This is a genomic window from Desmonostoc muscorum LEGE 12446 (genome assembly GCF_015207005.2).
Classification (GTDB): Bacteria; Cyanobacteriota; Cyanobacteriia; order Cyanobacteriales; family Nostocaceae; genus Nostoc; species Nostoc muscorum.
Genome location: NZ_JADEXS020000001.1, coordinates 2067196 through 2090512 on the forward strand (window position 1 = coordinate 2067196; position 23317 = coordinate 2090512).

The 23317-nt window shown below is 41.0% G+C and carries 15 protein-coding genes; 3 read left to right on the top strand and 12 right to left on the bottom strand.

The features are described 5' to 3' along the window. Window positions 1-23: 23 nt before the first annotated feature. The 7 genes from IQ276_RS09055 to IQ276_RS09085 form a co-directional block, all read right to left on the bottom strand. Window positions 24-2624, bottom strand: coding sequence for a two-partner secretion domain-containing protein (locus IQ276_RS09055; protein WP_235115540.1), 2601 nt, complete (start codon window positions 2622-2624; stop codon window positions 24-26). Window positions 2625-2671: 47 nt separating this feature from the next. Beyond that, window positions 2672-6037 carry a two-partner secretion domain-containing protein gene (locus IQ276_RS09060; protein WP_193913243.1) on the bottom strand — a complete coding sequence of 1122 codons (3366 nt, stop codon included), beginning with the start codon at window positions 6035-6037 and terminating at the stop codon, window positions 2672-2674. A 129-nt stretch (window positions 6038-6166) separates the two neighbouring features. After that, window positions 6167-6940 (bottom strand): MBL fold metallo-hydrolase, encoded by a 774-nt coding sequence (locus IQ276_RS09065; RefSeq protein ID WP_193913245.1) that lies wholly within the window; start codon window positions 6938-6940, stop codon window positions 6167-6169. An 81-nt stretch (window positions 6941-7021) separates the two neighbouring features. Beyond that, on the bottom strand, window positions 7022-9274 hold the full coding sequence (locus IQ276_RS09070; RefSeq protein ID WP_309245586.1) for a CHASE2 domain-containing protein: 2253 nt from the start codon (window positions 9272-9274) through the stop codon (window positions 7022-7024). Between the two features lie 77 nt (window positions 9275-9351). After that, entirely contained in the window at window positions 9352-10092 is a 741-nt protein-coding gene (locus IQ276_RS09075) for a DUF928 domain-containing protein (RefSeq protein WP_190880385.1), read from the bottom strand. A 157-nt stretch (window positions 10093-10249) separates the two neighbouring features. After that, window positions 10250-12955 (bottom strand): S8 family serine peptidase, encoded by a 2706-nt coding sequence (locus IQ276_RS09080; protein WP_193913247.1) that lies wholly within the window; start codon window positions 12953-12955, stop codon window positions 10250-10252. A gap of 889 nt (window positions 12956-13844) precedes the next feature. Next, window positions 13845-17567 (bottom strand): WD40 domain-containing protein, encoded by a 3723-nt coding sequence (locus tag IQ276_RS09085; RefSeq protein ID WP_193913249.1) that lies wholly within the window; start codon window positions 17565-17567, stop codon window positions 13845-13847. Window positions 17568-17768: 201 nt separating this feature from the next. Between IQ276_RS09085 and IQ276_RS09090 the strand changes: the two genes are divergently transcribed. Then, a complete protein-coding gene (locus IQ276_RS09090; protein WP_228042779.1) occupies window positions 17769-18266 on the top strand; it encodes a DUF1499 domain-containing protein in 498 nt (165 codons plus the stop codon). Window positions 18267-18282: 16 nt separating this feature from the next. Here IQ276_RS09090 and IQ276_RS09095 read toward each other — a convergent pair whose 3' ends face one another. The 4 genes from IQ276_RS09095 to IQ276_RS09110 form a co-directional block, all read right to left on the bottom strand. Beyond that, the gene (locus IQ276_RS09095) at window positions 18283-18495 is read right to left on the bottom strand and encodes a hypothetical protein (protein ID WP_193913251.1); all 213 of its coding nucleotides are present in this window, start codon (window positions 18493-18495) and stop codon (window positions 18283-18285) included. A 506-nt stretch (window positions 18496-19001) separates the two neighbouring features. Continuing rightward, entirely contained in the window at window positions 19002-19424 is a 423-nt protein-coding gene (locus tag IQ276_RS09100) for a hypothetical protein (RefSeq protein WP_193913253.1), read from the bottom strand. A 225-nt stretch (window positions 19425-19649) separates the two neighbouring features. After that, window positions 19650-20528, bottom strand: coding sequence for a phosphodiester glycosidase family protein (locus IQ276_RS09105; RefSeq protein WP_193913255.1), 879 nt, complete (start codon window positions 20526-20528; stop codon window positions 19650-19652). Continuing rightward, on the bottom strand, window positions 20467-20787 hold the full coding sequence (locus IQ276_RS09110) for a hypothetical protein (protein ID WP_193913257.1): 321 nt from the start codon (window positions 20785-20787) through the stop codon (window positions 20467-20469). Before IQ276_RS09110 ends, IQ276_RS09105 begins: the two co-directional genes overlap by 62 nt. A gap of 180 nt (window positions 20788-20967) precedes the next feature. Between IQ276_RS09110 and IQ276_RS09115 the strand changes: the two genes are divergently transcribed. Continuing rightward, on the top strand, window positions 20968-21336 hold the full coding sequence (locus IQ276_RS09115) for a hypothetical protein (RefSeq protein ID WP_193913259.1): 369 nt from the start codon (window positions 20968-20970) through the stop codon (window positions 21334-21336). A gap of 118 nt (window positions 21337-21454) precedes the next feature. Here IQ276_RS09115 and IQ276_RS09120 read toward each other — a convergent pair whose 3' ends face one another. Next, window positions 21455-22027: a Uma2 family endonuclease gene (locus IQ276_RS09120; RefSeq protein WP_193913261.1), complete on the bottom strand. Its 573-nt coding sequence runs from the start codon at window positions 22025-22027 to the stop codon at window positions 21455-21457. A 116-nt stretch (window positions 22028-22143) separates the two neighbouring features. Between IQ276_RS09120 and IQ276_RS09125 the strand changes: the two genes are divergently transcribed. Further along, window positions 22144-23232 carry a nucleotidyltransferase domain-containing protein gene (locus IQ276_RS09125; protein WP_193913270.1) on the top strand — a complete coding sequence of 363 codons (1089 nt, stop codon included), beginning with the start codon at window positions 22144-22146 and terminating at the stop codon, window positions 23230-23232. Window positions 23233-23317 lie beyond the last annotated feature (85 nt).

A 23317-nucleotide genomic window follows, 5' to 3' on the forward strand; every position in this document is an offset into this window, starting at 1 on the left:
ATTTAAGACTATTTTGATTTGATTTAAGACCCAGAGCAACTAGTAGGCGATCGCCAATAATTCTGGTAATTTGTAGCTGTAGAATTGTACGCAGTCAGCATAATTTCGCCTTTGTCATTAATCACCCACCCTTGAGCCTCCACAATTGGATTAGTCATTTTGGCTTTTTCCTCAGTTGGTGTTTGCGGTTGATTTACAACAGAATATTTAATTGTTGATTGTGCTTGAGTCGTGAGTGAAGTAGGTTCTACTAAACCAACTCTTACCCCTGATGGTGTCAGGGCAAGGCTTGGATTTGTCGGTAAGCCACCGTGTCCAGTAATCACAAACCTACTGCCCGCAACCTTTTGGCAAGGATTTTGAGCGATGATAGTGGCAGGATCAATCATAATCTCTGGCAATGGTGTTAACCCTTGGCTAGGGTCAACATCAGGTGTGTTAATTTGTACCGTACCATTTAACTGTGAATTTGCTCCGGTGGCCGTGATATCACTTTCTGTTGTTGGTGTATTACTAAATCGAATCCCAAAAATACCCTGAGCATTGATTGTTACCCGACCTCCACGAAAGTCAGTAGAATTAGCACTAATATCGCTGTTTCCAGCTGCGCCTAGAATGTCGGTGTCAATGTTGATGTTGCCACCAATGAGATTGCTGCCTGTGGCGTTGGTGGTGATTCTACTGCCACCAAGTAAGAACAAATATTTGGCGCTTAAGGTGATAGTTGCTTGTTGTTGACTGGTATCAGTGTTGCTACTAATGGTTGTAGCGTCTAGGCTAGCATTATTGTCTAAACGGATAGAGCGAGCATGGATTTCTAGGTTCCCTGCATTGCCTTTGCCCGCAGCACCCACTAAGATACTAGCGCCGTCTTGCACAAGCAACTCACCAGTTTTAATTCTGATGTTTCCCCCATCGCCTGTGGTGTTTGGATAATTTCTAAGTAAGCCAATACCGGATGTAGTAGACAAACGGCTGCTTAATTGACCATCGGCAAATTTCCCGATTATTTGCACAGAGTCAGCATCAATGAGTAAATCTCCTGCTTTGCCTGCATTTGTAGTACTAGAGGTAACAACGCCCCCATCTAAAACGAGCAGTTGTTGAGCTTTAATCGTTAAAGTTCCGCCATTGCCCCCAGCCTGAGTTTGAGCATTAATAACTCCCACATCTCGAACGACCAATTTTTGAGCATTAATTGTCAGATTTCCAGCTTTTCCTGTTGCATTTCGCTGGGATGCACTATACAAACCGCTAGTATATGTATTTTCACCGATAATCTGCAATAGACCAATTACTTCCACAGAGTCAGCATTGACTGTGAGATCCCCACCCTTACCTGAACCAGAAGTGCCAGTACTGATCTGTGCTCCATCTTGCACTAACAATGTACCCGTATTAATAATTAAGTTTCCCGCATTTCCTGTTGAGCCTGGTTCAGTTTGAGCAGACAAGGCCGTATATTTGACAGAGCCATCAATCAGTTGCACGGAGTCGGCATTGATGATTACATTCCCTCCCTTACCTGTACCAAAAGTGCTAGCATCAACGACTGCCCCATCCTGCACAACTAACTGACCAGTATTAATCCTCAACTGTCCCCCATCCCCTGTTGAGCCTGGGTTAACCAGAGTAAACAAGCCACTGGGATTATCTCTTGCAGAAACACCAATTACTTGCACTGACTCTTTTGCCGTAACATTTATACCTCCTCCGGGTTGCGCTCCCAAAGTATTCGCCTCTATTTGGGAACCATCTTTAAGAGTGAGGCGGTTGCTCCAAACTTGCACATCACCGCCCGCACCACTAGCATCAACGGCTGCCTCTTGGGATAATTGGATGTTTTTGAAAGTAGAAATGGCTTCATATCCTAAGGAAAAACCTTTATTTATCGAAGTGAAGCTGACGAGACTGTTTTCTCCCACACTGCCCAATTCTATCCTTCCTCCTGCTGTCTTGATGGTTGCCCCTTCTAAGAAGATGTCACCACCTACTAAGGCCAAAGTTTGATTGAGTTGCACCCGTAAGCCAGATGTCGTATCAATTACATCACTGTTTTCAGTTGTTGCTCTAATTCCTTGGCCATCACCCTTTACCTGAATGGAACCAGGATTTCCTCCAAATTGCAATCCTATAGGAACATTAATAGTTAACAGTGGTGTCGTTGGGATATCATTGGCACTAAAATCAAAACCATCCGCAAACTTTACCGCACTAGCTGTACTGGCAATAAATGAACCACTAATATCTAAACGTGCATTCTTACCAAAGATAATTCCGTTGGGATTGATGAGAAATAGATTAGCTGTACCTTGAGTTTTAATCAAACCATCAATCTGAGAAATTGACTGACCTGTAACCCGACTGATAATGTTTTGAATATGTGCGGCATTTTGAAAGACAGCCTCAGTACTAGTGGGAATAGAAAACTCTGAAAAACTGTGAAACAAATTTGTTCCTGCTTGAGTTCCGCCTGTGATATTTAACCTGTTACCGTCTCGTGTGATATCGGAATTATTCGCTAGAGTTGCATCTGGGCTGATTTGGGCATAAGCTTCATTTAACCTGGATATATATAAGCTGGCGATCGCTACACCAAACCACCACACCCAACGATTACTCATACCAGATATTTCATCCTGATACACTGATGTGACATCAGGCTACCATGTTATGACCCAGAGCAACTAGTAGGCGATCGCCAATAATTCTGGTAATTTGTAGCTGTAGAATTGTACGCAGTCAGCATAATTTCGCCTTTGTGGTTAATTTCCCACCCTTGCGCCTCCACAATTGGATTGGTCATTTTGGCTTTTTCCCCAGTTGGTGTTTGAGGATGATTTGAAACAGAATATTTATTTGTTGATTGTGCCTGAGTGATAGTTGATGAAGTTGGTTCCACTAAACCAACTCTTACCCCTGGTGGTGTCAGGGCAAGGCTTGGGTTTGTCGGTAAGCCACCCCGTCCAGTGACAACGAATGTGCTGCCTACACTCTGTTGACAAAGATTTTGAGTAATCTGCTCCGAAGCGTCTATAACTGTGCTAGGAAGCTCGACTAGTCCGCCTCCAGGGTCAATATCTGGAGTATTAATGCTGATTTGTCCTGCTACTCCAAATTGAGAACTAGCGGTAATATCGCTTAAAGAGGTTTTTTGATTGCGTGGTTCAATGCCAAAAATGCCTTGAGTCAAAATATTGATGTTGCCACCATTTCCTTCAAATGCATCGGCGGTAATGTCACTGTTTTCTTGAGGAACAGCCACAATAAAAGGAGTATTGATAAAGATGTTGCCACCATCTCCACCTGCTCCTGCTGTACCCGCAGTGGTTGATATTTGGCTGCCATTACGCAATAGTAATAAGTCCTGCGCGTTCAGAGTAATGTCACCGCCTCTAGTGCTGGCTGTTGTTGCCGAAATCGTTCCATTATTGAGAGTAACGTCGCTGGCTGCAATCTCAATGTTGCCACCTCTACCATTTCCCTGACTATTCACCAAAATCTGAGCGCCATTCTGGATTATGAGTTTTTGGGAGTCGATGAATATATTGCCACTATTGCCTATGGAACCCTTCCTACTGTTAGCACTCAGTCCAGTATCTTTGCCTGATAAGGTAATGCGATTTTGGACGTTCAAGTTTATATTACCTGCATCACCATTACCTACAGTTGTGGTTTGAATTGTAGCCCCATCAATAACCGACAGCAATGGGGTATTTATGTTTATCTGACCTCCCTTACCCGTTGCTTCTTGTAGTGCAACCCGAGCATACAAGCCAGTTAGTCTTTCCCCTACTGGGGGTTTTCCACTGAGTTCTACAGCCTCGGAAGCATGAATAATTAAATTGCCTGCATTACCTTTACCACCTGTAGTCACTGAAATTTGCCCTCCATTTTGGAGAATGAGGGTTCCTGTATTAATCGTCAAATCTCCTGCATTTCCTTTGCCAATCGTTAATGCTCCCAAACGACTGGTAAAGAAACCATTTGGCGAAACTCCGGCTACCTTGACAAACTCTGTTGCTTTAACTGTTAAATTTCCACCTTTACCATCTGCATAAGTCTCAGCAGAAGCTTGCCCTCCATCTTCAACAATTAACCGACGAGTTGAGATTGTCAAATCTCCAGCCGGCTGAGAGCCTATCTCATTGATGGTAAACAAGCCACTAGAGATGTAGACACCTGCCCTAAACATTCTCGTTCCCAGGAGTTCTACAGATTCTGTGGTCTTGACACTTAAATTGCCTGCCTGTCCTTGTCCGGAGCTGATGGTGGATATATATGCGCCCTGACGAATTACTAATTTTTCCGCATTAATAGTTATATTTCCTGCTTTGCCTGTTGCTGTCGTTTCGCTAAATATCCCAGTATTGAATTGACCGTCGATGCCAACTAACTCAATCAGTTTTGCAACATTCATAGTGATGTCGCCACCTTTCCCCTGACCAAAGGTTGTTGCATCAATGAAAGCTCTATCTGTCAGAAAAAAGTTGCTAGCTTGGATATTAACATTTCCAGAATCCTTAGAACTAAAGGAAGTTGTTGCGATCTGAGCATTATTCCCAGAAATTGTATTCTTAGCTAATAAACGAATATCTCCTGATTTCCCACTGCGAGAAGATGTGTTAATTGTCCCAAAGCTGGGAATATTGATGTCACCGCGAGAGTCTATAACTACATCACCGCTATTACCAGAAAATCCATTAGAGAAGTCGTTGGTAGAAATTGTTTTCACCCGAATGTTGCCACTGGCTGAAGGGTGAGACTGGTATTGATTGGTTAAAATAACTAAACCGTTAGCTTGAGTAATGTTAATACTATCGATATCAATATTGGCAGTTGGCACTGTATAAGAGTTGCTATCATCAAATGAGTTACTTGTCATTCCTAAAGCGCTACCCACAGCAGTTGTTCCAGCACGAATATCGAGAGTTGGTTGTGTACTTCCATTAACTTCGGCTTGGGTCTTGCCATCGGATAGCGTAATGGTTTCACTAACATTATTTGTGGGATTGGTTCCGTTAATCACAACTGTATCAATGTTGACACTACCACCAGCGAAAATTTGCAATGATGTTCCTGTATAACTGTTAAAGCTGACATCCCCACTCGCTTGAATAATGGGGACAGAAACACTCTCTAAATTGCCTAAAGTCCCATCTAAACTTTCAACCCGAAAATCTTTTCCACTCCAAAAGTGTGCATTGCCTACTACAGAACTAGGCGATCGCAATATCAAATCTTTCCGAGCAAAGAGTCCACTTTGGGGATGATTCAACGTCAAAATATCAATGCCTTGATTTCCCTGGACTAGCAGTTGTCCCTGAGTTCTTGCTATGAAAGGATGACTCTGGTTGTCTCTGAGTTGCACTGTATCTAATGCCTTGAGAATTAAATTTTCTCCTGAGAATAGTTGTCCTTGTAATTTTAAATTATGTGCAGCTAAAGTTAAACTTTTTCCAACGGCTAAGTTGCCTTGATTAATAATTTCTGTTTGATGATTTGGCAGGGCATTAAAGAATAAAGCACCTGGTTGTATTGAAAGTAATTGACTATTTTGAGGTGCAGTAACACTAAACAAGTCAAAATTTTCCAACTGAATGGCGTTAGCAGTTGTGGCGACAAATGAACCTTTAATATCTAAACGAGCGTTACGTCCGAAAACAATGCCATTGGGATTGAGCAAAAATAAATTGGCATTACCGCTTACACCAAGAGTGCCTTGAATTTGAGAAATATTATTGCCGGTGACGCGAGTGAAAATGTTTTCTACACCGTTGGGGTTAGCAAAATAGACACTACCACCGTCTTCGATATTGAAGGATCGAAAACTGTGGAATAAGTTGGCTCCTCGTCTGCTTCCGCCTTCAATATTAAAATCGATGGGGCTGCGTTGGATCGGGATGGAGCCTTCCCCAGCCAAGGTTTCATCTGGGGCAATTTGGGCAAAACTAGGGGTTGTGAATGTAGCGATCGCCCCTGTTTGTAATGCCAATATTCCCAGCCTCATAATAACCTGCCATTTTGCAATCATCATAATTTACCTTTTTTGCGAACTGATTTTACTATTAGGGATACCCAAAATGCAATTCAATTTCAGCAATTGTTTTTGGGCTGAAAACATCTAAATTTTACAAAAAAAGTAAAAATTTTGATAAATAAATATTTATTTTGAGCAAAAATCAAAAATCTGACCGCGCTTTATAAAACCACAAAATCCATCTTTTTGGGCATCAGGAAGTAGTCCAGGTTGATAACCATACAACCACATTTTATTTTTTAATTCTGCTGGTAATGTCAATAATTTATTATAATGAGCATGGATAGAAGTAGGAAATTGTGAAGTCTCACAATCTTGAAAAATTATGTCTGCTTGCTCATAATATTTGCCAATTTGCTCTAAACATAATTGAGTATCTGTAGTTATAAATATTTTTTTTCCGTTGATTTCAAAAAATAATCCATAGCTGGGCATGACAAAGTACCCATTATTCACATGGATAACTTTTACTAAAATAAATTTAGTTTCTGCCCATGTAAAACAACCGTTGCGTTCAATTTGATTCACATCAAAATAAGTTTCTAAACTAGCAATATCACCCTGTATAGACTTCATTCCGCCAGATAAAGTATTTTCCCAAATTGCACTGGCTAATTCTTTGCTTAAGTAAAGCTTTGGTTTCTGGCATCTGGAATCAAACTTGGTACTAAATCCAATATATTCAAGCCCACCAACATGATCGGCATGGAGATGACTAATATAAATATCGGTAATATCGAGATAGGAAAAATCAGCCGAATGTAATGAAAATCTTATGTCTGAGCCACAATCAATCAAAAGTTTCTTCTCTTGGCCGTTAACTAACAGTATATTGGATTGAAAATTATCTGCTCCAACAGTGAAAGCAGAACCTGAACCTAGAAAAATTAGTTTTATCATGATATCATAAATTTAATTGGGTGATATTATTTATTTTCATATTGATGAACTTTATAAGTATAAAAAAGATATAAATAAAACCTATACAGTTACCTTGATAGCTTGATAAAGTTCGCTAAAAATTGCTTCTATATCAGAGTTTTTCGTGGTAAAATAAATATAAAATGTTCCCTTTTGGACTGATTTTTCTAACACTTTAGCATAAATATCAACGCTTAATTTTTTTGGAGAATTTGACGACATAGTTAATTTAATATTACTTAATAAAGAGGGGATAATGTCCTCTTCTAGATCGTTGGGACGTACTAGGGCGCCTTTAGTGGACAGTTTAACTAAACTGCCTTTAAAAAGGGTTTCACCAATGTGCTTTTCATCGAGAATTGCATATTCTATTGGTATTTCTTCAGCTAACGGTAAAAATATTTCTTCTTCTGGAGTCAGAAAGAGATTGTATTGTCCACTAATCCCGCTAATTTCATAAATGTTTATCGGCTGTTTAATTCCTTTTGGTTGTACTTCCTGTTGTCCACAGACTCTGACGATTGACCCTACTTCTGTGAATGTCGATTCTGAAATAAAAATTTGACCTCCAATTGTATAAGATTCAATGCGATAGGTGAGATTTACCTGGCTACCAACTACACCATATTTAGTTCGTATATGAGAACCAATATTTCCAACAACAACTTCGCCTGTGTTAATAGCTATGCCCATTTCTAGTGGCGGCAGATTCCACTGCTTCATTTTTTCATTTACACTTCTCATTGCTAACTGCATAGCAATAGCACAAGCACTAGCCCTTGTAGTGTCGTCTTCTCTGGCAGTAGGCGCACCAAACAACACTAAAATACCATCACCTGTAAACTCATCAATGGTTCCTTGATACTGAGTAATGATATCTGCCATTGATGCCAAATAAAAGTTGAGAATTTGAACAACTTTTTCCGGGGGTAATTGTTCAGAAATACTGGTAAATCCTCTTAAATCAGAGACGAGTATGGTGATTTTGCGCCGTTCGCCGCCAAGTTTTAAACCTTGTGGACTTTCTAATAAGGTAGTAACTACTTCCTTGCTTAAGTAACGCCCAAATGTATAACGAATTTCTCCAGCAGTGCGGGCGATGTGGGCTGTAATAGCGATCGCAGATCCCAACAAAGTTAATAATGGTGGTATTACAGGTATCCACCAACTAATGAGAAAGGCAGCATAGGTACTAGCTAATAGGACGCCTGCTGCCAAAATTGGGCTAGTTATCCTCTGGAAAGATAAAAATGTTACCCCGCCTGCATATCGCCACTGCCAAGTTAAACTTGCGCCAACAAAAGACCACAGCAAAATCCATCCCATTTCCATTGGCTGCGACCAACTCTTAATTAGTGGACGACCTTCTTTAGCTGCACTGATAATTTGGCTAGCAATATTTGCATGAATTTCTACCCCAGCCATAGGTTCTGGGGAAGTCAACAAATCACTACTATGGGGAGTGAAGAATAAATCCTCAAAACTTTCGCTGACGTTACCAATTAAAATAATGCGATCGCGTCCCCATTCTGGTGGTATTTTATCTTCCAAAATATCTGTCATCGAGACTGTGGAAAAGTGCTTGGCTGCTCCCCGGTAATTAATTAAAATTTGGTAGCCACGGTCATCAGATCTCACATAGCCACCATCATTGGCTGCAAAGGGGATAAATCTTGTTTTTCCTAACTGCCAATTTTTTGTTTGTCCAACAGTTTCTGGAGTAATACCTTCAGCATCAAGATAAAGTAAAGCTAAATATAATGCGAAACTGTAGACCGTTTTGCCATTTTTATCTGTTAAGTAAAGCAAACCGCGTCGCACCTTTTTATCTGCATCCAAAATCAAATCATTTGTACCTACTTGCCCTTTATTTTTGAGTACTGGTGGCGGGTCAATTGGCTCACGTTGGTTATCCCCCACCACTCTTTGAATCCCAATTAAATTGGGCGTAGATGCAAATACTTTGACTAATTCTTGATGTCCTGGTTCTACAGGTAAATCGCGGTAGATATCTAAACCGATAGCTCGTGGTTTTCTAGCTTTTAATTTTTGCAATAATTTAGCATACACATCATCTGAAATAATTGGCTGACGAATTTTTTTGATATCTGCAAGATTTATCCCCACAATGACAATCCGTTCATCAGGTGGTTCCTGGGGTCGTAGACGCATATATTGATCAAAAGCCGCCCACTCCCAAGGCTGCATTAAACCAGCAAGACGTAATAAGATAACTACACCAGCCACACTAGGAGTAGTAATCAAAACACTGCGCCATTGCCACAACAGCCTTTTCCACTTTCCCCACATCATCTTTGCACCAACATTAATTTTTAAGCGTAGCTGAACTTAAATAATAATAAGAATCACATAAACACTCCCTCTATTTTCTACGGTGTGTCATTAACAAAAGGTTGTTGAGCAATATCTTTTAAACCTACTGAATTTAAGAGTTCTTCCCATTGCCTTGATTGAGAACTTTGCAAAGTGGCAAGGGTAGCGATCGCCTCAAACCAAACTTTAGCTTGTGCATAAATTTGCGCTTTTTCTAAAGGGGAAAGTGCTTGCTGTAGCTTGGTTTTTAGTTCTGAACTCAGTTCATTTCGGCGGATAATTCCCTCAACTAACTCATCCCGACTGCGGTCTACATTGTTGCAAATCAACGCCAAACCCCATGTATAATCTTGGCCTACTTGTAGAGATACAGTTGTTGGCAGGGTAAATTTAACTATACCCGCAGTGCTGGGAATAGCAAGATTTGTGACGTAAACTTCATTATCTTGCTCGTCTTTAACCACAAATTCTGCTGACTTGGCTGTTGTTTTCGGAACATACCAAAAAAAAGTAGGATTGGCGGTGACTGTTGTTCCCACATTGTCGCGTGTTGGCATTAAAGCCGTTAAAGGAGTAGTGTTTGGCTCAGTACAAAAATGCTCAGGCGATCGCCTTCCCCCCCCTGCTGTGCGCCCTGGTGCGCTGCGATCCTCGGTAGGAGGGAATTTTACACTGATTCTCAACTCTCGATCGGGCTGTGCAGATACCTGTTCTGACATACCAGGAAAAATTAGCACTGCTGGAGACAGCAAACTCGCAAACATTCCCAACCCACGAATAGTCTTTAGCAAAAGCATAGTTTCATTATCCTTTCCCTTAATTTAATCACTGAACCGCCTCTAAGGGAACGTTACTAATTATCTCAATTTATCTCAGTAGAGACGTAGAGACCTAGCATTGCTACGTCTCTACATCTGGTGGAAAATGATTTGTCAGCTGTATCCTTGCAGGGGATTAAGCATTCACAAAAACATCAGCACTAGTTAAACTTAGTCCGGTACTAAGAGTAGCAATTTGGACTTTTGCAATTGCTCCTGTGCCATCTTGATCAAAGAACAGAGCGCCATTGCTGCGATCGTACATAAATCTATGACTAGCCGTAGTGGCTGCTGTACCGAGAATAAATTGACTAGCAGCGATCGCCACACCAGCAACCAACCCACCACCAAAACCAGCCGCAGACACAGCAATGGTATCATCAACCACACTAAAATCAGCAATCCTGTCAATGCCTTCACTGCGGGAATTGAAAGTAAAGCGATCGACTCCTGTACCACCTGTGAGTGTATCATTGCCAATTCCGCCTACGAGAATGTCATTGCCATTCCCACCTAAAAGGTTATCATTTCCGGCACCACCATTCAGGGTATCATTACCATCTTTGCCGTCCAGGGTATTGTTCCCACTATTACCTGTAATATTGTTGTTGAGAGTGTTGCCTGTGCCGTTGATGGCAGATGTACCAGTGAGAATCAAATTATCTAAGTTACTGCCTAGTACATAGCTAATAGATGACTGAATTGTGTCCGTGCCTTCGTTAATATTTTCTACAACAACATCCGCAGAACTATCAACTATATAGATATCGTTACCTGCTGCACCAACCATCCTGTCATTACCAGTATTGCCATTGAGCGTGTCATTACCCGCGCCACCATTGAGGGTATCATTACCCCCACCGCCATCGAGGGTATTGTTGCCGCTATTACCTGTAATAGTGTTGTTGAGACTATTGCCTGTACCATTGATGGCAGCTGTACCAGTGAGAGTTAGATTCTCTACATTTGCACTCAGGGTATAAGTAACAGATGACTGAACCGTATCTGTGCCTTCATTAGGGTTTTCTATAACGACATCCCCAGCACTATCAACTATATAGATGTCGTTACCTCTGCCACCTCTAAGAGTATCATTACCCGCGCCACCATTGAGAGTATCATTACCCCTACCACTAGACAAAGCATTAGCAGCACTATTACCGATAATTGTGTCATTGCCATCGCCAGTAAAGGCATTTTCAATGACTGTTCCTGCACTGATAGCTAAGGTGGTTCCATTCAGAATACTTGTAGAACCTGGATTCAGATTGAGGTAAGAGCTGGAAGTAATCGCCGCAGCGTTAATTGTATCAGCACCAGAAGTATCAGTCAGCGTAGTATCGCCATAAATGCCATACTCATTGGTAAAGAAATAAGTGTCGTTGACAGTATCTTTATCGCCGTATAAATTTAATTTCCAACTATTGAAAATGCCGACATCTCCAGGACCAAAATCTTTTATTGTGAGCGTCCAATTGCCAGCACTGTTTTCTCCCCAGTGTTGAGTACTAGAGAATTTAAACACGATATTGTCTCCCTCATCTTCCCCATTACCAGGTCGATAAACCAACACACTCTCAGTTCCACTGGGAGAGGTCAAGTACACAACCAAATCACCCCGATAGGAATGAGTCAAATTGAGTTCTACCTCCACAAAATCAATTTCTAAGCCAGCAGCGACGGTAAAAGTATGACTAATTCCCGTGGCATTGTTATCTGGAATAGTCCGGCCTAAAGAACCTGAATTATAGGAAAGAGACTGCTCGTTGTTCAATACACTCTGTTTTTGCCAAGTCTCCGCTAAACGCACAGCAGCAAGAGCATCTACCAACCCAAATCCATAGTTGTGGCTGACGTGTAAACCTCCGCCATTCCAATTGTTAGCGCCGTTATATTGCCAAATGTATGGCTGCCCCCCGTAGTTATAAGGATCGTTTTGACGAGCAGAATAGGCCAGAATTTCCTGTATATCTCGATAACCTAAATTACGATTGGCTTCCAACATTAAGGCAACTACTCCAGAAATCATCGGGGCTGCTGCTGAAGTGCCATTAAACTCGCCAGTGTAGTCTCCAGAAGTATCTCCTTCCGATCCTTGACGATCTGTAGTCACAATACTGCCAGGAGTCCCACTGCCAAAACCGGAAACGAGAATAGAAGCCCCAGGAGTGCTGTAAGCAGATGCTGTACCATCATCTTGCAGTGCTGCTACAGTAATGCCGTAGCGAGAGTTGGTAAGGTTAGAGTAATTGGTATTCAAACCTTCTTCTCTGTTATTTCCAGCAGACCAGACCACCGCAGTCCCTAATCCATTACGTCCATACTGAGCAGCATCTCGAATAGCTTGGCTTATTGGGGCAAACGCAGGATTGAGAAAATTAAGTCCAAAGATTGATGTGCTAGCCCAGCTATTGTTGGCCACATCAACGTTGCGTAGGCGCTGCAACGCTCGAATCGTGCTATCAGCATTCCCGTAATTAAACCGGAAGGAAGCTAAGGTAGAGTCATAGGCTACACCCACACCACCAATGCCGTTTCCAGCAGCTGCACCAATAACGCCTGCAACACCAGTGGCATGATAGCTTTCTCCAGGTAGAGGGTAGGGATTACCACTGTTGGTAACGCCATCATAGTCGATCGCAGTATTATAATTGGGAGCTAAATCAGGATGATCGTATTCAACTCCACCGCCTTCAAAAACACCAACTGTAACACCGCGTCCTGTGTAGTTATCCCAAACATTAACTACGTTGAGATCCATACCAGGAACGCCGCCGAGTTGGCCTTCGTTGTAGAGATACCATTGATAAGGAAATAAGGGATCGGAAGGAAAAGTAGGCATAAGTTTGTCTCTTTATTTGTGAAAATATTTTGATACTGAAAACGATTGCTGCACGAATGGGAAAAAAGTTAAATGTTACTTATTCGTTTTTCTCTGGCATTTTTGTACTCCTTTAATTGTTGGGAAAAGTAAGTTTTCAGCTAGTGCTGAAGCTAGTCATTAATCTATTAGGGGCTAGTTAGCTTGAGTGTTTGAGTTGAGGTTTACTTAACTCATGCCTATAGTTTCTGAGATCAAGCCTTGAGAATCTATAGATAAAGTTCGTTTACCAAGGTGATTACACATAGTTAAACTTCGTATTCCTTGCCAATCTGCTTTAGAACTGTTGATTTATCAGCAACACAGGCTAGAAAGTCATATCAATCCCAAAGCGAAACGGGCGGTTAGAAACCGCGTCTACACTAAACTTTACCTGCCTATCGCGCTTGCGCTGCGCTTGGCGCACCACGCAGGTTTCAAAACCCTTCATTTTCTGTTATGACAAGGTAGGTCGACTTTGCCTGTGTAGCCGCGAATTCCATTCGCCCAGGCAAAAGTAGACACGTATAGCTGTGCTAGCGTACCCTATGGTTTAACTACCTGAAAATTGCTGTAATGATGTTGTTTGTCATTTCACGAAAATTGAGCTGTGAGCGATCGCCACAATAAAAATATTCACGAAGTTTATCTCTTGACAAACTAACAAAAACGTGAATCATACACTAATTTTGCCTGAAGTTACTGTTGATGTGCGTATTATTTAGGCTCACAAATTCACCAATTATCTGCTAATGGCAGCATACGAACTTTATCTATGCGTTAGCACAATGACGACACGAAGTTTATTTATGGACTCTCAAGAGTCAATCCATAACACTAAAGATGACCTTTCTACTGCACTAGAAAGTATTTAATCTTCAACTGCTCCCAACAATTTTAATGTTGCAATAGTTGCGTCTGTTAAACCTGTAATCCCAGTGATATTCATACCTTCATAAGTCCTATCAAACCTTAAAGTTTTTAGACATTCTTCTGTGTTGATATCCCAAAACTTTATTGTTTCGTCATGGCTACCAGTTGCCAGAATTTGCCTATGATGCCAACTCATATCATCAGATGTGTCTGTAGTCAATTCAAGAGAAACAGGACTAAAAGCAATGGAAGACACTATATTTGTATGTCCTTGTAATGTTTTTAGACATTCCCCTGTAGCCAAATTCCATACTTTGACTGTTTGATCGCTACTAGCACTAGCTACGATATTTCCTTGAGGACTAAAAGTGACTGCATATATATGTGACGAATGTCCCTGCAAAATCTTCAAGCATTCACCAGTCTGAACATTCCATAAGCGAATGGTTTGATCAAAACTCCCACTGGCAAGTATTTGCCCATCAGGACTAAAAGCAACTGCACGAACCCGATTCATGTGTCCTGTGAAAGTTTTCAGACATTCTCCGGTGCTTGCGTCCCATAGCTTCACTGATGAGTCCCCGCTACCACTGGCTAGAATTGTACCTTGAGGGCTGAAAGCGACTGACCAAACAGCATAAGTATGACCAGACAAAGTTTTCCAGCATTGTCCAGTGCGGATATCCCATAAGCGTATAGAAGAATCAAAGCTTCCACTTGCCAAGGTATTACCATCTGGACTGTAAGCTACCGTAGCTACCCAATTATGATGACCATTCAAAGTCTTGAAGCACTGTCCGGTGCGGATATCCCATAAACGTATGGAAGAATCAAAGTTTCCACTTGCCAAGGTATTACCATCTGGACTGTAAGCTACTGACCAAACCCAACTGGTGCGACCTTGCAAGGTTTTCAGACATTGGCCTGTCTTTACATCCCATATTCTCAAAGCTTGGTCAACACAACTTCCACTAGCTATAGTGTCACCCTGGGGACTGTAAGCAATTGAATGTAACCAGTCAATACGCCCTTGCCATGTTCTGATGCAGTTTCCTGTTTTAGCATCCCATAATTTAACTGTTTGGTCGCCACTGCCACTAACTATGGTTTGGCCATCTGGACTACAAGCTACTGACCAAATCAAGCTGGTATGTCCTTGTAAGGTTTTTAAGCATTCACTAGTGTGAAGATCCCAGAGTTTAACGGTTTTATCTTCTCCGGCACTAACTAGGATATTACTTTGGGGAATCAAAGCGAGCGATCGCACTAAACTATTATGTCCTGGCAATGTATTCAAACATTCTCCTGTTTTAGCATCCCAAATTTTGATCGTTTGGTCTTCACTGCCACTCACCAAAATGTCTTGAAAACTAAAAACTATTGACCAAATCCGGCGAGTATGTCCCTGTAAGGTTGTTAAGATGCTTCCTGCGACAAAATCCCAAATAATAACTGTACAATCATCGCTGCTACTAGCTAGAGTTGCACCATCCGGACTGTAAGCGACTGCATAGACATGACTTGTATGCCCCTGCAAGGTTTTTAAGGTGCTTCCTGTTGCAACATCCCAGATGATGATTGAAAAGTCATCACTAGCACTAGCCAAAACATTACCTTGAGGATTGAAAGCCACTGACCAAACACTAGCAGTATGTCCTTGACAGACTTGGAGACATTCACCTGTGGACACATCCCAAAGCCTAACTGAACAGTCAACACTGCCACTAGCCAGTATTGTACCTTCAGGATTGAAAGCCACTGACCAAACCCAACTGGTATGACCTTGGAAGCTGAGTAATTGTTCACCAGTTGCCAGTAACCACAGGCAAATCCCACCATTGAGATCGCCTGTTGCTAACAGTTTCCCATTGGGGCTAATAGCAACTGATGCTACACCACCAAGAGTTTCTGCAAAAACTGTTTTAGCTAAATCTGTATAAGCAAAGTTAACAGAATGCAGTGTCACGTCTCGAAGATAGGCTTGCCAGACACTGAGGTGGGAAAAGTCGTAACCTGCTAAATTTACTTTCAGTTGACGCAACAAATTAATAATATTTCCACCACCGTAACCTGGTGTATTGGCATACTTTGCTTGTAGTTTTAAAAGTATTCGCTGAAGTTGATGTTCCAGTTCAGATTTTGATTTAAAGTGAGCTAGTAGCTTATTAGTCAGGGGTTCTAATATCAGCCTGACTTGGGTTTCCCGAATATCATCTTTGACAATCGCTTTCACTAAAGCATGGCTTTGCAGTAAATCAATTTCTGAATTGACAATTTCTTGATCGACTTGTTGAATTAACTGTTCAGTTATATACTCCATCACCACAGCTTGCTGGGTAAACCGAGCTGCACCTGTATTCATTTGTGTAGCTTTTTCGATTAGAGATCGCCGCATTAGCGACTCTAGTATTTCTAGTAGTTTCTGTCTTGATAACGGTGGAGATATATCTGCGGACAACTCGGCAACAGTTACCCATTCACGATTGATAGCTAGCCAGTACATCACCTGTAATTCCTGCGCTGATAAGCGCTCGCATTGTTGATTTAATAGGTTACGAATGCCATTAAAAACGATAGTCCCTTCTTGTAAAAAATCAGCTATATTCCCATTAAATAATTCTCGAATTGATGTAGAAACAATCTTTAATGCTAGAGGGCTACCACCATAGTGATTAATTAATTTTTGGCAATCGCTCTCTAATCCTGAAAGACCTTTTATCTGTAAAATGCCTGTACCTTCTACTTCTTTTAAACCTGTAAGCTGTAAAGTTCTAACAGGCATATTTTCACCTTCTAGTACGGCTATAACTTCAGGTTTTTCTCGGCTAGTAATTACTAAACAACTTTGATGAAAGATTTCTCCCAGTAGGCGCAACATCTCACCATAATTTTCATATCCTTCTCGAAAATACCCGGCGCTATGACCGCTTTGCAGGATAGATTCAAAATTATCTAGCACCAGTAAACAACGATATTCACGCAAATGATCGATCAGTCGGGAAATTTTACCATCTATGGTTTGAGGTAAATCAGTCTGTTGTTGACTACATAGAAACTGTAATATTTGTGTCAAAATATCTTCCAAGGATGGGGCGTTACGTAGCGATCGCCAAACAATGAAGGAAAATTCTTTTTGTATCTGTTGTGCTAACTTTACAGACAACGCTGTTTTCCCAATGCCACCCATACCCAATAATGCCACTAGACGGCAATGATCTGTTGCAATCCACTGAGTTAAGGTAGACAGTTCCGTTGTCCGACCGTAGAAAACTGAGACATCAATTGCTTCACCCCAGTTACACTCAGGATTCAAAGAATTTTCTAAGGTGTTGACAATGGGGCTAGTAGCTAGGGTTTGTCTTGGAGATATACCACTGTCCAATTCAACAATAGAATCAGCTTGATGATTTTGCAGATGCTGACCTGGAAATTCCCATGTATTTAAGGCTATCGTTTCCTGCTGCCCTATGTGTTCCAAACAGGAGCGAAAACTTTTTTTACTTACAGGTTCACCGAGAGCATCGGATAATAATTGCCACAACTGCGGACAAAAAGTGCGGCTCAGGTAGCTTACCGAGTAGTTTGTAGTTTGTGCAATCTGTTCATAAGTCTGCCCTAACCAGGTACCTTGCAAGACAGCAATTTCTACTGCATTCAGTTTTCTGCTGATTTTTGAGAATACTGCTTGATTGGCGATCGCAAGTCCTTGCTCAAACTCCATGATTTTTGATGGGCAGTAATGATACGTAAACAGGTTTAAAGTTGTAACAATTTTAATTATTCAAGAGTTTATCAGAATTTTTCCGAATTTTGCCTAAAGTCTTAAAAATTACTAAATGCCTCAGTATTAATGTTCGGCGATCCACAACTGGCCCAAAATGACCGAAAATAATTGAGTCAAACCAACAGGAGTAAATTGATCATGTCTCGTCTGCTAACAGCAATGCCTAAGTTGGGCTACGCCTACGCCAAGCAACTCTTGTGCAGTCTCACTCTTACAATACTCCTAACTTTAATACTTCCTAGTGCTACTTGGGCTGCTTCTAGCTTGGGAGTTGACAATGGTAATCTGAGTTCTTGTCCAGCTTCAAACAACTGTGTTGTCAGTCAAAACGCAGATGCCAAACACGCCATTGACCCCATTGCTTATCATGTAGACCGGGATGCAGCAAAAAAAACCTTACTCAAAGTTCTCACTGTTGTTCCCCGTACAGAGGTTATCGAACAAACAGATAATTACATCCACGCTCTTTCTAAAAGCCGCATCTTTCAATTTACTGATGATGTGGAGTTTTATTTCCCTCCCAATGAATCAGTAATTCATGTGCGATCGGCATCTCGCGTCGGAGAGTCCGATCTCGGCGTTAACCACAGACGTGTGGAACAAATTCGTTTAGCTCTACGCGATTTAAATATTTGATTTTAGCGATTTCTGATTACTGATATCGTTTAGTTGTTTGAGTTGGTGAACGTTGAGTTTTGCCTTCGCTGTAACCTAAGTCATACATACTCGCCGCTTGAGAATGTTGTTCTGGTGACATTTTAGACCGTCCAGCCCAAGCATCAGATTTGCCTAAGCTAAACCAATCTTCATCAGTCATCTCAGAGGCAAATATGTTAAAAGTTGTTTTTTTGATGTAGGTATCCATATAACTATCCCAGAGTGCTACAAAGAGGGCTTGTACATTACCCTATTGCCATAATGACAATTATCTTGGTGAAGATTACCTCTTCCCCAAGTATGAAAAGATATATGACTCCTATTTGATTTTTGGGCTTATATCATGTCCCGGCAATTAAGCATAATACTCGAAACCCCACCCCCCTAAAGCTGTGCTTTAGCTCCCCTCCCCTTATTCTTGGGGAGGGGTTGGGGGTGGGGTAAAGCGTATGTGGGACAAGCATTTGAGCTTAAGTTTACACCAATGGCAGGATGCCCACCCCACAAGATTTATTATCTTAGGGACTTCCAAGGAAAAAAATATTCCATAGTAGGGTAGCACAGCTGTGCTACCCGAAAAATGTACAAATAATTTGGGATAATTTATTTTCTGGAAGTCCCTTAAGATGTCTACTTTATTGACTTACAAAGTGCTTTATTTGGAATCTCTAATTCTTATAAATTCACCGATTCTCGATTAGAGGATTCTAAATTTTACGAAAACCGATATAAAATATTTCCATTTTCACCCACTTCAAAAGAAGCATTGAGTTCCTTCGCTTTATCATCTAAATATTCTTTAGCTTTCTCAGTTGATATCTCGGCATTTTTCGCCATTCGCAATACCGTTATCGTTCCAGAATTGCTCTCAACTAATTCTAAAAACACCACCTGAAGATGCTTTTGTTCTGATTCAACAAGTAACGCTTTTTCTTTTTTGCTTTGCTGCACTAAAGACCAACTCAACCAACCTCCTATGAGTGTTGAGGGAACAGTTAAAATAGTTAAAGCAGCTACAGCATTTTCTTTATCTTTCGGGGGAGTTTTGGGATTAATAACTTCCCAGAACATTGCCGCAGACAATGGAACGCCAAATAAGAGAAAACAAAATGCTAAAAACTTCTTAATTAGTTTCATATAACCTTGACTCACTTACTCATAAATATTCAATCTCTGAACTAATCAAAACTATTTTACTCGGTCATCTTTCTTGATCTTCTCCATCACCAGTTATCACTCCTTGGAATCTGCATAGAGAAAATTAAAATTGACAAAGAGCTTTAGCCTGAACTCTATTCATCTATATTATACAACGTATAATCTAATACGTCTCGCTTTCAAATTTAGCCCAACCTGGTTTTGCTAGTTTTCCTGAACCAGTAAAACTGATTTCACGGGTCGCTTAATGGAATTTCCCTCCAAATCAATTTTTCCGTAAAAGGTTTTACCCTTGTAGTAGACGGAAGACGAACTACCCCCATCTAAATTCATTGCTTTTTGAATACCAAGGGTTTTCATGAAATCTGCCAACGCTGGTAAGGATATACCAGAGTTAGTCCTAGCTGAAGGTTTTTGAGCCACCATGACTAAAACAATACTGCCATCATGGGTAATTCCTACAGCAGTTCTAGCATTGGGTTGATTGCTACCAAGTGCATCTCGTTTATTGGCATTATCCACAAAAGCTTCTTGTACTAAGGTGAGTTTTGGTAATAGGCGCGGCCCAGCACCTATAGCATCCACCAACTGACAACCAGTTGGTGCTGATTGATTGTGTAAAGCAATATCATATTTGATAGTTTGCCCGCATAGGTAGCGACGGAATTCTGTACGGTTGAAAATTTGACCCAGGTAAGGTTTTAAGTTGGGATTGTTTACTAAGCGATCGTTTTGTTTGGGGTCAGCTACCAATTTTCCTTGTATGATGACATAGGATGTAGATTTTTGGTTAGCTGGGTCAAAAAAGCCTGCATTGAAAATGGCGATCGCTCCATACTTCTGGGCAAATTCTTCTACAGTCCCTACCTTCTCTGATAATGCAGGAGTTACCAAAAATCGGCTATTAGCTGGAATCAATAGGATATGCGCTATACTTTCGGGCAAGTTGCGCTGTTCATAGAGGATAGGTTTTGGTGGTGGAGCTGCAACAGTTGGTATTAACCTTGGCAAAGAACGCACATTAAACCACAACACGATCGCCAAAGTAACCAATGTCAAACCCAGTAGCCAAATTTTCCTCACTTTTTACCCCCAAACATAGCTGGCATATTTTTATGGATGGTAGCTTATAAACGTGTTTAAGTTTCCTGGCTTGAAAAGCTGCTTTTGCGACATGAAAAGCTGCTTTTGCGACATGAAAAGCAGCTTTTGTGACATGAAAAGCAGCTTTTGTGACATGAAAAGCTGCTTTTGCGACATGAAAAGCTGCTTTTGCGACATGAAAAGCTGCTTTTGCGACATGAAAAGCTGCTTTTGCGACATGAAAAGCTGCTTTTCTCAATAAATTTCAGCAAATATACTCACATCTATCAACTTAACTAATCCCATCCAATGCTCTCAAAATTCTGTAACATCACTGTGGCTACTACATCTGCTAATTGCGTATTTTGATGATATATAAATAACTCAGTGTTTGGCATCATCAGGGTTATTTATAAATTAATCAAAACAGGAAAACCATATGACGCAGCGGAAACGAAACTCCATCGCACTGACTAAAGCTGAACGACGGATTGAAGGAATGCAGACAATTAACCCTGAATTAGACTTTGGTAATGGGTTTTCCATTGCTACTTACAACACCAAAGTCATTCAGTTACGAGAGAAACTAGCCGCCTATAACCAAGCTCAAACAATAGTAGACAAGACACATAATGCATTAGTAGAAGCAGAACGTGAGTTGAATGCTTATTCCGAACAGATGCTACTGAATGTTGCATCTCACCACGGTAGAAATAGTGATGAATACGAGATGGCTGGTGGAACACGCAGATCAGTCCGCAGGAAAGCACGCCCAGTGGTCAACCAAACGGTGAAGTCTACGGAGTGATTGTCTTAAGTCGCCTACGCATCCATTCTGTAGGGTGCGTTGTCGCAAAGCGCAACGCACCATTTATATTGATATAAAACTAATCAAACTCTTTTTTGCAAGAAAAGCCAGAGCTTTTTTATTCAAAAACAACGCTGCGATAAATTTCTGTCAACGGTAATTCCATCCCAACTGACTCCAAGGAAATAGATTGCTCTAAGCCGTTAAAATCACTGAGCAACCAACCTTGTTGACTCTGCTTGCTATAGTGTTCAACAAAAGGTTCATCCTGTTCCACTAATAAATATTCACGAAAACTCGGAATTGATCGATACATCCGAAATTTACTTTGTCGGTCGTAATCTGCGGTGGAAGGGGATAAGACTTCAACAATCAAAATGGGGTTCAATACTTCATCCAAGCGATCGCCATTCAGTTGCGGTTCGCCATCAAAAATCATCACATCTGGATATACTCCGCGTCGATGTTCCGGAATCCACAACCGTAAATCGCTATTAATCGGCTCAAATTGAGTATCGCGCAGCAGAAACTTGAGAAAGGCAAAAATATTACCACCGATGCGGCTATGTTTAAGCGTTCCTCCTGGCATAGGTACAATTTCTCCATCTCGATATTCGCTGCGTCCTTCTGCTTTTTCTTCGATCGCGCGATATTCATCCAAAGTGTAGCGGCGCTTGATGGCAGAAATCATAGGCCGTGGCTGATTACATTGTTTTGAGGACAACAATATTATTTTGTCACAGATTTAATCAGTCCAGCGATCGCACCAAGTACGATGGAGATGCTGAGAGCGATCATAAATGTACTATGAAAAGAATAGAAGTTGAACAAAGAACTATTTTTATTGGTTTGGCAGGTAGCCACGGCTATGGTTTAAATCGTCCAGATTCAGACTTGGATTATCGGGGAGTGTTTATCGCACCCAAAAGATACTATTTGGGATTCGACCACATAGAACAAAAAGATGCTGGTTGGGATGAGCCAGGAATATTTCCATTTATAGATAACAACAAAGATACAGTTATATATGAATTAAAGAAAATCCTCCATTTATTATCGGGAGCCAACCCCAATGTTTTAGAATTACTGTGGTTAAATAACTATCCTTTTCTAACTCCAGTAGGACAGCATTTAATTAACCATAAACAATTATTTTTGAGCAAAAAGGTAAAGCATACTTACACTGGTTATGCCTTCGCTCAAATCAAAAAAATGGAAAGTCATCGCAAGTGGTTATTAAAGCCACCGCAAAAAAAGCCAATACCATCTGACTTTGGCATAGAAGACGAACCAGCGCTAACCAAAGATGAGCTAAATGCTTTTTTGGAATATCTTTATAACTTAATCAGAGGGCGGATTGAGTTTTTGGAAGAAGCTGAGCAATTATACAAATTGCTGACAGCAGATATTGATTTTAAGGGAGTATTAAAACAATATACTTTACCCGATGAGACTTTAGAATATACCCAAAAGTTAACTAATAGCCGTAAAGATTTTATCCGCCTGCTTCAGAAAAGTCAAAGTTATCAAACAGCCCTAAGAGAATGGAAGGCTTACTTATCTTGGCAGGAAAATAGAAATCCAGCTAGAGCAGAAATGGAACTCAAGTCTGGTTTTGACCTCAAACATGGGATGCACTGCATTAGATTGTTACGCAGTGGATTAGAAATATTGCGTCAAGGGGAAGTGATTGTAGATAGAAGAATAGCTGGTGATGTTGATGATTTAAAAGCTATCCTCAAGGGTGAGTATTCTTATGAACAGGTGATGAAAATGGCAGAAGATTTAGTTGCCGAAATGGAAATTGTTTACGAACAATCTGCCCTACCTCACAAACCCGATTTAGAGCAAATTAATGATTTGTGCATGGAATTAGTAGAAATGCAAAATTGGTAAGTCATTAGGCATTGGGCATTTGGACTTCGGAGTTATTATTCTCCCTGAGTCCCCACTCCCTCATCTCCCTCATCTCCCTCATCTC

Coding starts and splice junctions, on each gene's coding strand:
- IQ276_RS09055 (WP_235115540.1), bottom strand. CDS start 2,624: ATGAGTAATCGTTGGGTGTGGTGGTTTGGTGTAGCGATCGCCAGCTTA.
- IQ276_RS09060 (WP_193913243.1), bottom strand. CDS start 6,037: ATGATGATTGCAAAATGGCAGGTTATTATGAGGCTGGGAATATTGGCA.
- IQ276_RS09065 (WP_193913245.1), bottom strand. CDS start 6,940: ATGATAAAACTAATTTTTCTAGGTTCAGGTTCTGCTTTCACTGTTGGA.
- IQ276_RS09070 (WP_309245586.1), bottom strand. CDS start 9,274: ATGATGTGGGGAAAGTGGAAAAGGCTGTTGTGGCAATGGCGCAGTGTT.
- IQ276_RS09075 (WP_190880385.1), bottom strand. CDS start 10,092: ATGCTTTTGCTAAAGACTATTCGTGGGTTGGGAATGTTTGCGAGTTTG.
- IQ276_RS09080 (WP_193913247.1), bottom strand. CDS start 12,955: ATGCCTACTTTTCCTTCCGATCCCTTATTTCCTTATCAATGGTATCTC.
- IQ276_RS09085 (WP_193913249.1), bottom strand. CDS start 17,567: ATGGAGTTTGAGCAAGGACTTGCGATCGCCAATCAAGCAGTATTCTCA.
- IQ276_RS09090 (WP_228042779.1), top strand. CDS start 17,769: ATGTCTCGTCTGCTAACAGCAATGCCTAAGTTGGGCTACGCCTACGCC.
- IQ276_RS09095 (WP_193913251.1), bottom strand. CDS start 18,495: ATGGATACCTACATCAAAAAAACAACTTTTAACATATTTGCCTCTGAG.
- IQ276_RS09100 (WP_193913253.1), bottom strand. CDS start 19,424: ATGAAACTAATTAAGAAGTTTTTAGCATTTTGTTTTCTCTTATTTGGC.
- IQ276_RS09115 (WP_193913259.1), top strand. CDS start 20,968: ATGACGCAGCGGAAACGAAACTCCATCGCACTGACTAAAGCTGAACGA.
- IQ276_RS09120 (WP_193913261.1), bottom strand. CDS start 22,027: ATGATTTCTGCCATCAAGCGCCGCTACACTTTGGATGAATATCGCGCG.
- IQ276_RS09125 (WP_193913270.1), top strand. CDS start 22,144: ATGAAAAGAATAGAAGTTGAACAAAGAACTATTTTTATTGGTTTGGCA.